Source organism: Jiella pacifica (assembly GCF_010500815.1).
Lineage (GTDB): Bacteria > Pseudomonadota > Alphaproteobacteria > Rhizobiales > Rhizobiaceae > Jiella > Jiella pacifica.
Genome location: NZ_JAAAMG010000011.1, coordinates 169,128 through 183,447, shown reverse-complemented (window position 1 = coordinate 183,447; position 14,320 = coordinate 169,128). Strand labels below are relative to the sequence as shown.

At 64.3% G+C, this 14,320-nt stretch carries 15 protein-coding genes and 1 pseudogene; 6 read left to right on the top strand and 10 right to left on the bottom strand.

Features of this window, described 5'->3' with window-relative positions; all coding sequences use genetic code 11:
* The 5 genes from GTK09_RS14905 to GTK09_RS14885 all read right to left on the bottom strand — a co-directional run.
* Positions 1–1,090: MHYT domain-containing protein (locus tag GTK09_RS14905; protein WP_246217920.1), on the bottom strand; the 1,090-nt coding region annotated here is incomplete at its 3' end.
* Positions 1,091–1,517: 427 nt separating this feature from the next.
* A complete protein-coding gene (locus tag GTK09_RS14900; RefSeq protein WP_163463955.1) occupies positions 1,518–2,954 on the bottom strand; it encodes a diguanylate cyclase domain-containing protein in 1,437 nt (478 codons plus the stop codon).
* A gap of 159 nt (positions 2,955–3,113) precedes the next feature.
* Complete coding sequence (locus GTK09_RS14895; RefSeq protein WP_163463954.1) at positions 3,114–4,304, bottom strand: sensor domain-containing phosphodiesterase; 1,191 nt, start codon at positions 4,302–4,304, stop codon at positions 3,114–3,116.
* A gap of 804 nt (positions 4,305–5,108) precedes the next feature.
* A complete protein-coding gene (locus GTK09_RS14890) occupies positions 5,109–5,546 on the bottom strand; it encodes a hypothetical protein (protein WP_163463953.1) in 438 nt (145 codons plus the stop codon).
* Between the two features lie 131 nt (positions 5,547–5,677).
* The gene (locus GTK09_RS14885; RefSeq protein ID WP_163463952.1) at positions 5,678–6,184 is read right to left on the bottom strand and encodes a hypothetical protein; all 507 of its coding nucleotides are present in this window, start codon (positions 6,182–6,184) and stop codon (positions 5,678–5,680) included.
* A 152-nt stretch (positions 6,185–6,336) separates the two neighbouring features.
* Here GTK09_RS14885 and GTK09_RS14880 point away from each other — a divergent pair, with 152 nt between their 5' ends.
* Complete coding sequence (locus tag GTK09_RS14880) at positions 6,337–7,314, top strand: hypothetical protein (protein ID WP_163463951.1); 978 nt, start codon at positions 6,337–6,339, stop codon at positions 7,312–7,314.
* 89 nt (positions 7,315–7,403) lie between these two features.
* On the opposite strand, the gene GTK09_RS14875 is transcribed toward GTK09_RS14880, so the two are convergent.
* The 3 genes from GTK09_RS14875 to GTK09_RS14865 form a co-directional block, all read right to left on the bottom strand.
* A complete protein-coding gene (locus GTK09_RS14875; RefSeq protein WP_163463950.1) occupies positions 7,404–7,904 on the bottom strand; it encodes a hypothetical protein in 501 nt (166 codons plus the stop codon).
* Positions 7,905–8,491: 587 nt separating this feature from the next.
* Positions 8,492–9,382, bottom strand: a complete 891-nt coding sequence (locus GTK09_RS14870) for an alpha/beta fold hydrolase (RefSeq protein WP_312869881.1) — start codon at positions 9,380–9,382, stop codon at positions 8,492–8,494.
* Entirely contained in the window at positions 9,379–10,410 is a 1,032-nt protein-coding gene (locus tag GTK09_RS14865) for a sodium:calcium antiporter (protein WP_163463949.1), read from the bottom strand. The genes GTK09_RS14870 and GTK09_RS14865 overlap by 4 nt, the downstream gene beginning before the upstream one ends.
* Before the next feature lie 129 nt (positions 10,411–10,539).
* Between GTK09_RS14865 and GTK09_RS27810 the strand changes: the two are divergent.
* From GTK09_RS27810 to GTK09_RS14855, 3 genes and pseudogenes are all read left to right on the top strand, one after another.
* A pseudogene (locus GTK09_RS27810) lies at positions 10,540–10,683 on the top strand (ATP-binding protein); the annotation flags it as partial.
* On the top strand, positions 10,675–11,172 hold the full coding sequence (locus GTK09_RS14860; RefSeq protein WP_312869886.1) for a hypothetical protein: 498 nt from the start codon (positions 10,675–10,677) through the stop codon (positions 11,170–11,172). The pseudogene GTK09_RS27810 and the gene GTK09_RS14860, both read left to right, overlap by 9 nt.
* 22 nt (positions 11,173–11,194) lie before the next feature.
* A complete protein-coding gene (locus GTK09_RS14855; protein ID WP_163463947.1) occupies positions 11,195–11,920 on the top strand; it encodes a response regulator in 726 nt (241 codons plus the stop codon).
* A gap of 186 nt (positions 11,921–12,106) precedes the next feature.
* Here the strand turns inward: GTK09_RS14855 and GTK09_RS14850 are convergent, their stop codons facing one another.
* Positions 12,107–12,499, bottom strand: coding sequence for a winged helix-turn-helix transcriptional regulator (locus tag GTK09_RS14850; protein ID WP_163463946.1), 393 nt, complete (start codon positions 12,497–12,499; stop codon positions 12,107–12,109).
* Between the two features lie 47 nt (positions 12,500–12,546).
* Between GTK09_RS14850 and GTK09_RS14845 the strand changes: the two genes are divergently transcribed.
* Together GTK09_RS14845 and GTK09_RS14840 are read left to right on the top strand one after the other, a co-directional pair.
* Positions 12,547–12,870 carry a nuclear transport factor 2 family protein gene (locus tag GTK09_RS14845; protein WP_163463945.1) on the top strand — a complete coding sequence of 108 codons (324 nt, stop codon included), beginning with the start codon at positions 12,547–12,549 and terminating at the stop codon, positions 12,868–12,870.
* The gene (locus GTK09_RS14840; RefSeq protein ID WP_163463944.1) at positions 12,870–13,655 is read left to right on the top strand and encodes an SDR family oxidoreductase; all 786 of its coding nucleotides are present in this window, start codon (positions 12,870–12,872) and stop codon (positions 13,653–13,655) included. Before GTK09_RS14845 ends, GTK09_RS14840 begins: the two co-directional genes overlap by 1 nt.
* A 121-nt stretch (positions 13,656–13,776) precedes the next feature.
* Here GTK09_RS14840 and GTK09_RS14835 read toward each other — a convergent pair whose 3' ends face one another.
* Positions 13,777–14,202 (bottom strand): DoxX family protein, encoded by a 426-nt coding sequence (locus tag GTK09_RS14835; protein WP_163463943.1) that lies wholly within the window; start codon positions 14,200–14,202, stop codon positions 13,777–13,779.
* Positions 14,203–14,320: the final 118 nt, after the last annotated feature.

Genomic DNA, 14,320 nt, shown 5'->3' with positions numbered 1-14,320 from the left:
GTCCGCACAATGCCTGGACGAACCGGCCGTCGGCGTCACGCTCGATATGCGCCGATAGCAGGCAGTCCAACTGCCGCCCGTCTTTTGTGACGAACTGGTATTCGACGCCACGAACCTTCCTGGAGGCCAGCAAGGCAGGCCAGTCCACCTCCACGCGCCGGCGTGCGGAGGCTTCCGTCATGAAGTCGGTCAAGGGGCGGCCGACGACCTCATCCAACTCATAGCCGAGCACCTCGAGCCATACGTCGCTGACATGTTCGATGCAGCCGTTCTCATTGAGGGCGTGCAGTGGAAGAGGTGTGCGCCGATAAAGGGTGACGAAGCGTTCCTGACTTCTCTGCACAGCGGCTGCTTCGCGTGCACTCGCGAGGGCGAAGCGCTGATCGACGATCGACGCGAGCAGAGCCAGGAACAGGATCAGGAAGGTCAGGGCGGCAACGGCGGATGCGAGCGTCATGGGATCGAGCGCCGGGGCACTCACCATTTCGGCAGCATCGGCATCCATCGTGATCGTCGCGGCCGCCATTCCCGTATAGTGCATTCCGGAGATCGCGAGGCCCATGGCACCGGAAGCCGCAAGCTTTCGGGAGGAGACCGTTCCGGTAAATGCGAGCCAAAGCGCGGCTATGGAAGCCGCGATGGCGATGGCCACCGATGCCGCGACCAATCGCAGATCATAGGCGATCGACGCCTGCATTTGCATGGCATGCATGCCGAGGTAGTGCATTGTCGCGATGCCGCATCCCATGATGAAGCCGCCCGCGACAAGAACGGACCAGCCCACCGCACGATCGCAGAGAAGCATGAATCCGATGCCCGTCACGATGATCGGCAAGGCGAGCGACAGCGCCGTGAGAGTGAGGTCGTAACCGACCTCCATCGGCATTCTGTAGGCGAGCATGGCAACGAAGTGCATCGACCAGATGCCGCCACCCATGGCGATCGCTGCCGTCGCGATCCAGCCGACCCGGACCCATCCTGCCGCACTGCGCACACGGCCTGCGAGATCGAGAGCGGTATAGGCGGCCACTGTCGCGATACAGACGGAGAGAACGACCAGCAGCCAGCTATACGTGCCTTCGACGATCATCACGTTTAGCTCCCCTGCGCTCGTTCAGCACTCGCGCTGCGCGCTGTCTTTCCGTCCTCGCTGGAGCGGCAAAACTCACAGCAGAGCAATCATGGGATCGCTGCTTTTGCAGCTATTGGCGCGCCCCCCGGCAGGACCCCGACACTGCCCCAAATTCGTCAGGCCGCGGCCATGTCAGACATCGTTCAAGTCCGAGGCTCATCAGCATGACAGGATCTTTCGGCTGGCGCGTTTGGACGCCGGTCGCTCACTGCTCTTTTTAGAAGGGCAGAGATGGGTGTCGCCAATGAAAATAGATTGGCGGCTAACTAACGAGGCTTGGTTTCGGCCTGTTGCACGATGAGCCGGTCTGTTCATCAGAAGCCGGGCCGCGCGGTTGTCGCCAGTTCGCTCGACCTCGACCCCCCGCAGATCATCAGCCCTGACATCAGGCGATGGCCGGGCCAATCTCATCGCTTTCGCGGGTCATCCGCTCCTCGAAGAGGAGGAAGCCGCTTCGGCCCGAATTCTTTACCCGGTAGAGGGCGACATCCGCGCGGCGGACAAGGTCGGTCTGGTTGGCTGCTCCCTTTGCCGCGATGGCGGCGCCGATCGAAATGCCGATGGCGACGGGCCGCTGCATCAGAACAAAGGGATGGCCGATCGCTTCGAGAATAGTCTTGGCAAGCCGCTCCACATCGGAACGCTCCGGAACAAAATCACGCAAGACCGCGAATTCGTCTCCGCCGAGGCGGGCGACGAGATCGGTTTGTTGAACCGTGGTCTGCAGCCGGTCGGCGACTTGGCGGATCAACTCGTCTCCGGCCTGGTGCCCGAGCGTGTCGTTCACCGCCTTGAAGCGGTCGAGGTCGAGATAGAGGACGGCAAAGCTGCGGCCGGTCCGCTCGAACTCCCGCGCCCGCTCCTCGAGGCCTGCTTCGAATGAAAAGCGATTGGCGAGATCGGTGAGCGGATCATGATGCGCCATATGCGCGATGTGGGCCTGCGAGCGAAGAAGTCTGAGCGTCGTCCGGTAGAGATGCAGCAGAAGCAGCCCGGCCAGGAGCAGGATCGTCCCGCCCGCGATCATCAGCGTCGGCGCAAGCTGGGAAACAATGTCCGTACCTGGCTGCTGCACGGTCCAAACGAGATGTCCGAGATCACCCCGTGCCGAACTCAGTGGAAAGGAAGCCTCATGCCGGCCTAACGTGCCTGTCCAAGAGAAACGCGGCTTAAGGATCATTAAATCCTCCCCCAGTTCCGCGAGGAAAGCCAGGTCGAGAAACTTGATCGCGATGTGAACCGGCGCGCTCCCCGTAAGCGAGCCTTCATCAGCAGATTCCGGGAGAATGGGGGCGACGCTGACAACAGCGGGGCGGTTCTCGAGAAGGATGTATCTGCGAAAGAAAATCGATCCCGAGCTGGCAGCTGCCGGTGACGTCATGAACTCGCGCATCTCCGTCACGATCGGCTCCATGAGCGACGCATGCGAGAAATACGCGTCGGGCGTCCTGCGTCTGCCGTCGATCATGGCGTAAAGCGAGCGGTCGGCGCCGTCGAGAATGAAGACGCGGTCGATGCCGAAGTAATCATGCATCCACACGCCGAGATTATCATCGAGCCAGTCGGCGTCGACAGGGACCGAGAGCCGTTTGAGCGCCTCGTTCCATGTCGTCGAGGTGAGCTGATCTCTGGTGATCCGGGCAATTCTCTCATCGAGGAGCCGCCGAACCAGCCGCGTTTCCCGGTTGAGGGAGGCGATATCCGTTTCGCTCGCGGACCAGTAGACGGTGGCAGCCACGAGGCCGCCCGTGGCGATCAGGATCAGCAGGACCGGAAGCACGAACAGAATCGGCAGATGTCTTGTCACGATCGTCGCGACCATGGCTGTCCCCCTCTCAGCACGCCATCGGTAGCATGAGGAGGTAAATGCTTTTATCTCAGAGACTTAGAAAGTCTGCTGCAATGATGATCACGCGCCGCTTCCAAAGCGGCGATTTCTCGCGGCGATGAACAACCCGGCACTCAAAAAAATCGCTCCTGCTTATGAGGCCGATCCGTACTTCAACCTCTGCGCACAAAATGTCTGAAGATGCTGCACATCCATCGGAACGGCAAAGTAATAGCCTTGGCCGTGCGTGACTTTGAGTTTGCGAAGCGTCTCGAATTCCGCCTGCGTTTCGACGCCTTCTGCTACGAGCCGGATTCTCGTTTTCAGGGCAAATTGGGCGAGCGCCATGACCATTGCCTGGCGCGTGCGATCGCCACTGATGGTGCGGATCATGCTGGTGTCGAGTTTGATGATGTCGGGCTTCAGCACCAGGACGTGCCGCAGGCTCGAATAGCCTGCCCCCGCATCGTCGATGGCAATCCGAATGCCTTTCTTTCGGAGCGGCCGGAGAGCCCGAAGAATGGGGGCATAATCTGCGATCGGAACATGTTCGGTCAGCTCGATGACGATCCGCCGCGGGTCAAATCCGCCAAGCGCATCGGCGACATCGCCGCAAGTCATCGTGCTTGGCGAAATATTGACGTTCACGGAGAGATGGTCAGGGAGGCTGGCTGCAGCCTGCAAAGCTTTCCGCACCGCTAGCAGCTCGAGGCTCGGGCCCTGGCCGATCGCGCTGGCGGTTTCGAACCAGACATCGGGTCCCCGGCGCGGCTCCGTCCAGAAGCGGGACAGAGCTTCCACGCCCACAACTGAGAGATCGGAAATTCGCACGATGGGTTGAAAGACGATGCAGCGATCGCCCGCCTCGATCGCCGCTTGCAGCTCCCCGAATTGTGCGTCGCGCTCGAGCTCCGCAACGAGATGATTGTCGAGGGCGGACGCGATCAGACTTGCAAATATGCGCATCAGTTCGAGATCTCTGGCATTCAGAGATGGCCTCGGCGTATGGCTAAGGCAACAGAATGTCCCGAATAACCGCCCGCTTTCAAGGCGGATCGGTACGCTGAGATGCGCGCCGATCGGCAGTGATTTGGTTTCAGGCAGTGCCTGGCACAGCGGGACAAGTCCTGTATCCGGTATCAGCTCCGGAAGCCCACCCGCGATGACGTGAGCGCAGTAGCGGGCCGCCATCGGCATGACGGTCCCCGCCCGGAGCGGCGACGGCTCCGCCGAGCTGACACCTCGAAAGATGCGGTCCTTTCCGAGAAACTCGGTGATGAACGCAATATCCATCCCAAGATGGAGCCGGCTTGCGACCAGAACACGTTCCATCGCTTCCGCCATGTGAGGCGGAAGATCCGTTGCCGTTCCGGATTGGCCAAACAGGTGCCGGGGCATGCGAACTCCACTTGGCCGCACCCGTCCTATACGGGACTGACGACCTTACCCCACTTCAACGACTGGGAGGGAAAGATTCCGTGCGTTGCCAGTTTTGTGATTTCGCTCCGACCGCGTAAATCTTTGAGCGGGCACGCTTAACGGCTGTCCGCAAATTTGGCTGCCGCGCGCCCTCTGGCGCACCGCGCTCTATTCCGGCGGCGGGCCGCGTCCACCGAACCCGCCGGGGACGGTTTCGGCCCATCCGGGTGACGATCACTGGCAGAGATCAAAGGACGGACTCCGCCTTCAGCGGTGCCCGGCTTATTGCCTGAGCGCGCGTCGTCACGCGCTTGGAACCCCGCTTTCCAGCTTACATGAAATTCGGAGGACGCCTACGGCCGCGGGTCAACGGCCTTCCGCCGTAAGGCGGGCCAAGGCGCGCTTTTCGCACCAAGCCCGCCTGACGGTTCCCGAGAAGACCGTTGACCCATCCCCGGAATTTCATCGAACGCCCCGAATATGGCTGCGCTGACGCGCGCCTCTTTGCGTTTGGTTTTTCGGGTCGCTCGCGCTGTGCAGGGGTTCAGGCACGAAAGGAAGATCCCTCCGGAAGGGGGGAAGCCTTAGCGCCGGGACATCAACCCTTGAGGCGAAAGGCGTCACCCATGAAACAGGAAATTTATTCGAAGATCACCAATCATATTATTGCGCGGGAGCCCGACCGGCGCCGCTCCCAGCCTAGTTTTTCACGCCGCCCTATCCAAGCATTCACGGAGCGGGCTCTGGCATTCCTACCATCGTCGCCCTGATCACGGCGTGCTTGATATGATGCCAGCGATAGGTGATCTCGCCGTCGAAAGGGATCGAGCAGAAGCCGCGCCTGCCGAGGACTTCTGCCGCCGCGGGATGGCTTTCGTCGTCGACGCTGAAGCCGTGGGCATAGGTTCGCCCACTTGGGCCGTCGATGCTGACCGTCAGCCGGTTTGCGGAGGGCGGGCAGACGGTTCCATCCTCGAGCGTCCCGTGGACGTTCAAGGTGAAGTGACCGGACACGCTCCAGACGCTCATGTGAGGATCGGCAATTTTTCTCTGGGCGAAGGTCGAGGGCGCCGGCAAAGCGGCGGCAGCGACCAGACAAACAGTGAGAACGGCCTTGCCGGAGGCTCTCAGGCCAGCGCGAGGCTCATGGTCGACGAGTCTGCGCATGGGGGTCGTCCTCTTGGCGTGGCGCGATGCTACAGTCGAGCAGCCATTTCATGGGTCTTGTCCTTGTCGGCATTGCGGGTGAGGGCGTAGGGATACAAAGGAAGGGTCGAAAGGCCTGCATGGCGACCGCCTCACGGCCATGAGAGGGTCTTGCGGCATTCCACCTCCGTCTCGCCGTCGACCCAGGCATCGGCGCCGATCGAAACGGGGATTCCATCGTTGCTGAGATGGGCGGCGGCCCATTCCTTCATCCGTGCGACAGGCTCCTTCGTGGTCAGGACGAGCGTCTCGCCCGGCGAGGTTCCGCGTCCGCGCCAGAAGAAGGCGGGAAACTGCGCGATGAGCAGCGGATCCTCGGTGGCGGCGCAGATATGGTCGAAGGCGACGTCGCCGAGTTCGAGCGCCGGCTTCAGGCTCCAGCAGGTCGCGCTGTCGCGCCGCTCCCCCTGCGAGGCGTCGAAGCGCCCCTGATTTTCGAGCGCGATCAAGCCGGCGAGCGGTGAGGGCGGATCGATGCAGGACAATTGCCTGAGGAGATGGTCGTCCAGCGGATCGGCGATGGCCGGTCCAGTGGAGACGGCTGCGATCAGACAGGCGAGGGCACGAGACAGACTTCGGCGACGACCAGGAAGAGACATGGCGCATCTCGGTTGGAGGACGGAGGCATTCATGCCTCGACTATGATCCTCATCGACGCGGCAATCATCCCCCAATTGGTGGATGCCGCGCGGCCTTAGCAATGGCACCCTTGCGCAGCCCGAAGAGACGCCTTCGTCCATAGGAAAAGCTCATGTCCCGCGCCTCGATCCTGCATGTCTTCCCTGCCGTTCTCCTCGTGCTCGCGGGCGCGACCGACGCGCCGGCAAAGCCGCTCTCCGTCGATGGCGCCGCGACGGCCTATGTCATGCGCGACGGCTACGCCTCCATCGATCCTGCCGAACTGGACCAGGCTCTGATGACGCTGCTGGGCGAAAGTGGCGGCAGGGTCGAACCGGGCGCCGACCTCTCGGCGATCGAGCAGGCGCTTCTTCTCGTCGATCTCGAAGAACAGCCGCTGCAGCGCGCGCGCTACGTCCTTCGTTACGGGCAACAGACGATCGATCGTGTCGAGGTCTCGTTCATCGACCTCCAGCGCTACAATCTCGGGCCTGCGATCCGCCTGGACGCGATCGATTCCTACGAGGCCGAGAATGTCGCGGACGCCGAGGCGTTCGGCGTGGGCCCCCACGTCGCATGGCGCTTCGTCACGCAACCGACGGCGAAGCTCTCTGCCATGCTGCTGACGGCCTCGCGCCGCGAGATCGCGGACGAGGAAGCGGCCGGACGGAACTGCCTGCCGTGCGCCTGCCTGTCGCTCGACCCGATCGACGACCTGGCAGACTGGAGCGACCCGCAGACCGCTGCGGCCTTACCGCCGACGCCATATCCGTCCGTCGTTTCGACCGTGCATGACGACACCGTCACGGATGAGATCGCGCCCGCCGCGCAAGCGCTGGAACTTGCGATCGCCGCAGGCATCGCGGCACAGGGAGCGGACGGCCTGCTGTGGTCATTTCCGGAACGCGCCGGACATTCGTCGCCCGATCCCTTCGTCGTCGTCGTGATCGATCGCAATCTCGGGCAGGAGACGATGTCCGATGCAGTGATTGGGATTGCAAAGGTCGACAAGGACCACGACCAGCGCTGGGTGCGGCTTTCCGGTGGCGTCTTTGATGGGCGTGTCGTCCAGACGATCAGCGAGGCGGCGGGACCACTGGTGAAGCGATAGGACATCGCCACCCGGCGCCAGCGCCAATCCAAATCTTGATTCGCTGGTCGCCCCGGCCTGCAGCTTGCCGCCAGCCGGGGCCCGGCGCGTCATTTCAAGCGGTCGCAGAAGACCATGTAGGAGGAGACGATGTCGTTCCAGCCGTATTTGTCGAGATTGACCATGCCTTGCGAGCCCCAGAAGATCGCGTCGCCGCCGCCGCGATTGACGTCGCGCCAGACTTCGGCCGAGCACCGCACGCTGGCGCTCTCATCGCAGCGAATGGACGAGATCCTGTCGTTCCACCAGGAACCGACCGTGGTGACGTACTGGGCATAGGTGTCGGTCGAGCTGTTGCTGTAGGCGAGCCAGCTCACGGTCTTGCGCCACGCCTCGCCGCCACCATTGCGGTGCTCGTAGAAGGTGCATCCCTTGTTCCTGACCGCCATCGGCAGGATCGAGACAGGCCGGAACCTGGCCGGATCGAGTTTCAGCGGCCGCGACTTGGCCCATGCCGGCACCGCGTCGTCGAATACGGGGGTCGCATGCAGCGATCCATGCGGCATGGCGGCGAGAAGGGCGAGCGCTTGGGCAAGACGTTTGAAGATCATGGCAGGGGTCCTTTTCGGGTCGGCGACGCGCCGGCCAACTACCCCCAAGGTTTTTGCCGCTTTCTCCAACCTTCGCGTCCTGCAATCGAATGATCTTTCTCGCCAACGAAAGATCGTGCGAACTAGCCTGCACTTTCCATGCGCCACAGCTGCCGCCTTTGGAGATTATCGCCTCAAGCCCCCGGAAGCAGTCCTTCACCGGCATGTGTCGGCTCACCCCATTCGTATCCTTGCGGTCAAGGCGATTGCGACATCACATTCCGTCAAGCTGCGAGGTGATGGCCTCACTTCCTGCCGAAGATCGAGCGGATGGCGACATGGAAGACCGGAGTGAGGAACAGCTTGAAGACAAAGCGACGCCGCGATCTATTCGGAGGCCGTCGCAAACCATCCCGGCCGCATCCGGGCGGTGTTCCTGCGGGACGTCACGCCCAAGGGCTTCAGGGCGGGCGTCCAGAAGGCGATCGACGAGATCGCCTTTGCCGGGGTGCCGATCGTCTGGGCTCCGGCGCTCGACGCTGCCGCTCACAAGGCGGAGGAACTCGGCCTGGTCGAGCCGGGGACGGCCGAACGCATGGGCGATGAAATCAGGGCCGACCGGGATCGGCTGGAGACGACCAAATGGCCGCAGCCGTTCGGACACAGGGCGGGTCGTGCCGATCGAGGAAGCGCAAGAGGAGACGGTTGAACGCAGCGGGATCGTCGAGGGATGCGACATGTCCGGCCGGCATGGTCTCGATCCGGGCGTGGGGCGTCTGCGCCCCGAGTTCGTCCATCTGGGCGTTGACCGAGGTCGCGTCCGCATTGCCTTCGATGAGCAGGATCGGACAGCGGATGGAGGCAGCATCGACGGGACGCGCCTCGACGATCGCCCGGTAGGTGGCGACGATGGCCTTCGGGGACATGCGTGCGAAGCCGTCGATGAAATGCCGGCGAGCCGTCGTGCCGACCCAATGAGGCCCCACCAGCCGCGACGCCAGAGCCAGGCCGAGCCGGGCGGCGCGCTTTCGGCCGAAGAGGCGGAAGGCGAAGGGCAGGAGATCCTGCGGGTCGACGCGATCGACCAGACTGCGAAGCCACCGGGTCGAGGTGAGGGATGTGGGTGTGTTGGCGAGGATGAGGGACGCGATCCTGTCGGGGGTCCGCTCCGCCAGTTCGAGGGCGACCATGCCGCCGAGCGACACGCCGCATATCGCCGCCTGCCGGATCTGCAACGCGTCGAGGATAGCGAGTGCATCGGCGGCCATCTGTTCCACGCTCATGCGACGTGACCCCAGCATGGTCTCGCCATGACCACGCAGATCGACCGCCACCAGACGCCGCGTGCCGGCCAGGGCCTCGAACTGGTCCTGCCAGATGGTCCGCGTCTGGACCGCTCCGTGCAGCAGCATGAGCGGCACGTTCCGGCATCCCGGGTGGGCGGGCGAATCGCAGACCGCAACGGAGATGTCGTCGAGGTCGACGGTCTCGCTCGTCACAGGGCGATCACGAGAACCGACAGGGCGTAGAGCACGAAGACGATCGTCGATTCGAAACCGATGTTCAGGAAGCCGCGCTTCTCCCGCTTCATCATGCCGAGCAGGATGACCGTGACCATCAGCATGGCGAAGAGCGCGGTCGCCTGATCGTCGGGCGTGACCGCGCGATAGATCGATTCCGGCGTGACGAAATCGGCCAGCGACAGGAACAGCACCTCGAAGGCGTTGCCGCCGATGATGTTGCCGACGGCGAGGCTGACGGCACCGATGCGCACCGCCGCGATCGCCGTGACGAGTTCCGGCAGCGAATTGGCGATGGCGGTGAAGGTCGTGCCGAACAGGGTCTGCGAGACGCCGGTCAGGCCGACGATGGCGATCGAGGCCTCGCCGATCGCATAGCCGGCGAACGCCGTGATGGCGCCATAGATGACGAACCGGATCCACAGCGTCTTGTCGCTGCGCTCGTCGTCGCTGTCCGCCGGATCGGACTCCTCCTCGCGCGTTTCGTCGGTTTGCGTCGCGCGCCACATGTCCTCGGTGCGGATCCGCCGCAGCATGAAGAGCCCGATGATGTAGACGATCGGCAGGAGGATCGAGACCGGATGCGTGCCGAAGAACGCGATGCCCGTCGTGACCGAACCCAGAAGCGCGATGCAGATCATCGCGTTGAGAAGAATGCCTTGGACCATGGCGACGGGAGAGGCCGCGGCATGCTCGAGATTGGCGCGGCGATAGAACAGGTCGGCGATGGCGATGAAGAGGGTCTGCGCGGTCAGCCCGCCGAGCGCGTTGCCGATCGCAAGTTCCGGAAACCCCTGATAGGCGGTGGACACCGAGGTGATCGCTCCCGGCAGCGACGTGGCGGCGCCGACGAAGAGCGCGCCCGCGACGATTTCGCCGAGACCGGTGCGGTCGGCAAGTTCGTCGGCGACGCCGGACAGCTTGACGCCGGCATAGCCGATTGCGGCGGCAGCGAGGGCGAAAATGATGAGATTGCCGGCGAGGCCGAGCGATCCGAAGTCGGGCATGAGGCGTGTCTGGTCCTTGATGGGATGTGATCGAGGAAGACGCGCCTCGACGTTCCGATCCAACTGGGACGGCGGAGGATGCTGTCCAGCAGTTGCTCCTGAAGAACTCGCACAACCGAGACCCTCCACCGCATGTTCGAGCCGTTCTTCACCACGAAGGCGGTGGGAGAAGGGACTGGGCTGGGGCTATCGGCGGTCCACGGCATCGTGACGGCGCACAAGGGTACGCTCGACGTCAGAAGCAAGGTCGGCAAGGGAAGCAGCATCGAAGCCTATTTCCCCCGCAGCGACCTCCTGCCCATCGAGGAGGAGGATGCGGCGGCGCTCAGCCGGGACATCCCCAGAGGTAACGGCGAGACGATCCTCGTCCTCGACCCCGACCGGCAGCGGCGGACGCTGCTGGAGGAGATGCTGGCGCATCTCGGCTACGAGGCAGTCGGGTTCGGCCAGACGCAAGTGGCACTCGATGCCGTTGCCCGGGACGGCGACCGGTTCGATCTCGCGCTGCTCGACGAAGCGGTCGTAGACCCCGCCTTGCCGCACCTCAGGGATGGTCCGCCGGGTCCTTATGCGGGGCTGCCCGTTCTCGTCATCGCCGAGCGCGGCTCCAGTGCCGGCCGCGGCGAATGGGGCCATGCATCCGTGGTGAGGCTCGAGAAGCCGCTGCGCATGGAGGCCCTTGCCATGGCGCTTTCGCATGAGATCCAGCGAAATTCCGTCCCGGAGAACCCACCACTTCAACTGGCGGCACGTCGACCATGACGCGCGGCAACGAGGCAGATTCATGAACGGCAGTCACATCCTCGTCGTCGATGACGATCCCGCCATGCGGGACCTCATCGGCACCTATTTCGCCCATAACGGCTACGAGGTCAGCACCGCACCCGACGGTTCGGCCCTGAAGCGCGTGCTCAACGCGCGCCCGGCCGATCTCATCATCCTCGACCTGCAGCTCGCCAAGGAGAACGGGCTCGACCTGATGCGAGGCATCTCGTCCGACAGCCAGGTGCCGGTCATCATCATCACCGGGCAGCGCCGGGACGAGCCGGACCGGGTGGTCGCGCTGGAACTGGGGGCCGACGACTACGTCACCAAGCCCTTCAGCCTGCGGGAGCTGATGGCTCGGGCGAGAGCCGTCCTGCGACGCTCGGAGCGCGCCGACGGGCGCTCGCGGGAGATCCAGCAGCGGATCCGCTACAGGTTCGCCGGCTTCGAGCTCAGCGTGCGCATGCGCCGCCTGACGTCTCCGCATCAGACGCTGGTCAAGCTGACGGCCGGCGAGTTCAACCTTCTGACCGCCTTCCTGCGGTCGCCGCAACAGATCCTGAGCCGGGAACAGCTGATCGCTGCGACGCGGCTGCACGACGAGGAAGTCTTCGACCGCAGCATCGACGTCTTGATCCTGCGGCTGCGGCGCAAGCTGGAGACCGACCCGAGCAACCCGCAGCTCATCCGGACGGAGCGCGGCGTCGGATACCTGTTTAACGCCGACGTCGAGGTCGTGCGGTAGCGTCGAATCCCGCCCAGGATCGAGGCGGTCGCCGCTCGAACGAGGCGGAGCCGCCCCGGCACGGCACGACGAGCCGTTTGCGAAATGTCCGGCTGGGCGTTGGGCGCCGCCATGGTCGCCGTGACCCAGCTCGGCCTTGCCAGACGGCGGCTGCGGGGCGGGCCTCGCCGCGGCTGAGGCGGTCCCTCACTGAGCGTCGGGGCTTGCCGGCCGGGCTTCCGCCCATGTCAGGAGCGCGTCGAGCGCCGGGCAGAGCGACTGGCCCCATGCCGTCAGCCCGTATTCGACCTTCGGCGGGACCTGATGGTGCACGAGGCGGGTGACGATCCCGTCGGCCTCCATCTGGCGGAGCTGCTGGATCAGCATCTTCTGCGAGATGTCGGGGATCGCTCGCTCCAGATCCGAGAAGCGCATGAGCCGGCCGCCGAAGAGATTGAACAGGATCACCAGCTTCCAGCGCCCCTCCAGCATCCGCACGGCGTTCTCGATGCCGGACGCGGCCGTAAACGCCGTATGGGTGGAGGGCTTACTTCCAGGTAAGTACCCAACTTTTTCGTGCGTACTTGTTAATTGCGACATTTCGTCAGATCTCTTTGCAACAGCACGACAACATCGAAGGAAACGACATGCTGAACATGCCCGAGCCACTCGCCATCTACTTCGACCTCGCTCCGGATGCCACGGTAGCAGAACTCGGTGCCGTTTTCACGGACGACGCCGTCGTCCACGACGAGGCAAGGCGCCACCGGGGCATCCCGGCGATCCGCGACTGGCGTGTCGAGACCATGGAACGCACGCCGTTCACGGCGCGGCCCCTTGCGGTCGAACGGCTTGACGACGTTCTCGTCGTTCCGACCGAGGTGACGGGATCGTTCCCCGGTAGCCCCCTGACGCTGACCCATCGCTTCGCACTGCGCGATGGCCGCATCGCCGCGCTGGAGATCGGGTGATGGGTGGCGGTTGGATCGACCTCGGCGGTCGCCGCGCCGTCGTCACGGGGGGAACGAAGGGTGTGGGCGAGGCCGTCGTTGCGGCTCTGCTCGATGCCGGTGCCAGCGTCGTGACGGGCGCCCGGTCCAGACCCGGCACGCTGCCGGAGGCGGTCCGATTCGTGGCGGCGGACCTGATGTCGCTCGAGGGCTGCAACGCCTTCGCCCGCTTTGCTGAGGCCGAACTCGGGGGCGTCGACATCCTCGTGAACGTGCTGGGCGGATCCGGCGCTCCCGGGGGCGGCTTCGCGGCGCTCGATGACGAAATCTGGATGAACGAAATCAACCAGAACCTGATGGCGGCCGTGCGCATCGACCGGGCTCTCGTGCCTGGAATGATCGCGCGCGGCTCCGGTGTCGTGATCCATGTGACGTCCATCCAGCACGAGTTGCCCCTGCCGGAATCGACTACCGCCTACGCTGCCGCCAAGGCCGCTCTCGCCACCTACAGCAAGGCGCTGTCGAAGCAGGTTGCGCCGGATGGCGTGCGCGTGGTGCGCGTCTCGCCCGGCTGGGTGGAGACTGCTGCGGCCGTTCGGCTTGCGGAGCGTCTCGCCGAGCAGGCCGGGACCGACTACGAGGGGGGCAAGCGGATCATCATGGACAGCCTCGGCGGCATTCCTTTCGGTCGTCCGGCCAAGCCCCGGGAGGTCGCCGATCTCGTCGCCTTCCTCGTCTCGCCGAGAGCCGCCGCGATCACCGGAACGGAGTACGTGATCGACGGAGGAACCGTGCCGACGGTCTGATGCGTCCTCGGGCCGCTTGCCGCCCGGTGCGCAGGCATCGACTCGCCTCCACGGCAAGCCGCCTGCCGACATGGAGGATTCCCTGTCGGCAGGCGGCGGCGCTTTGCTTCGACGCCCACATTCATCGATACCGCGTTCGGTCGCCGGCGGCCCATCCGGCCGGCGAACGACGGCCGAGGCCCGCCGGCAGGAAGGAGCGGAGGCGAGGATCGGCGAGGGCCATTCCGAGCCACATGACCATCCCGAGAGCGAGACAGATCAACTGCAGCGGCGAGCCGAAGCCGTCGATGCGGAAGTGGGTGGCGATCGCGCCTCCCAGAAAGCCGGTGGACAGCACCGCGCCGAGCGGCGCCAAGCGAGGGATGAGCAAAAGGAACGCGCAGGTCAGTGTGAAGACCGCGACGCGCGGTCCGCTGTCGGCCGTGTATCCGGCATGCGTCATGGCTTCGGCGATCATCGGCGCCGAGGCAAGCTGAAGCGAGCCGTCGAGAAGCAGGAGAACGGCGACGACGGTCACGATCGAGCGACCAGCGATGGAAGCACGCATTTCAGGGTATCCTTTGTTTCCAGTGGGAAGCGTCGGCGAAAAGGGGAGGGCCCGCGGCGCTGGAGCGACGCGAGTGGGCCGAAAGCGACGGGCCTGGGGACACTGCACCGAGGCCATC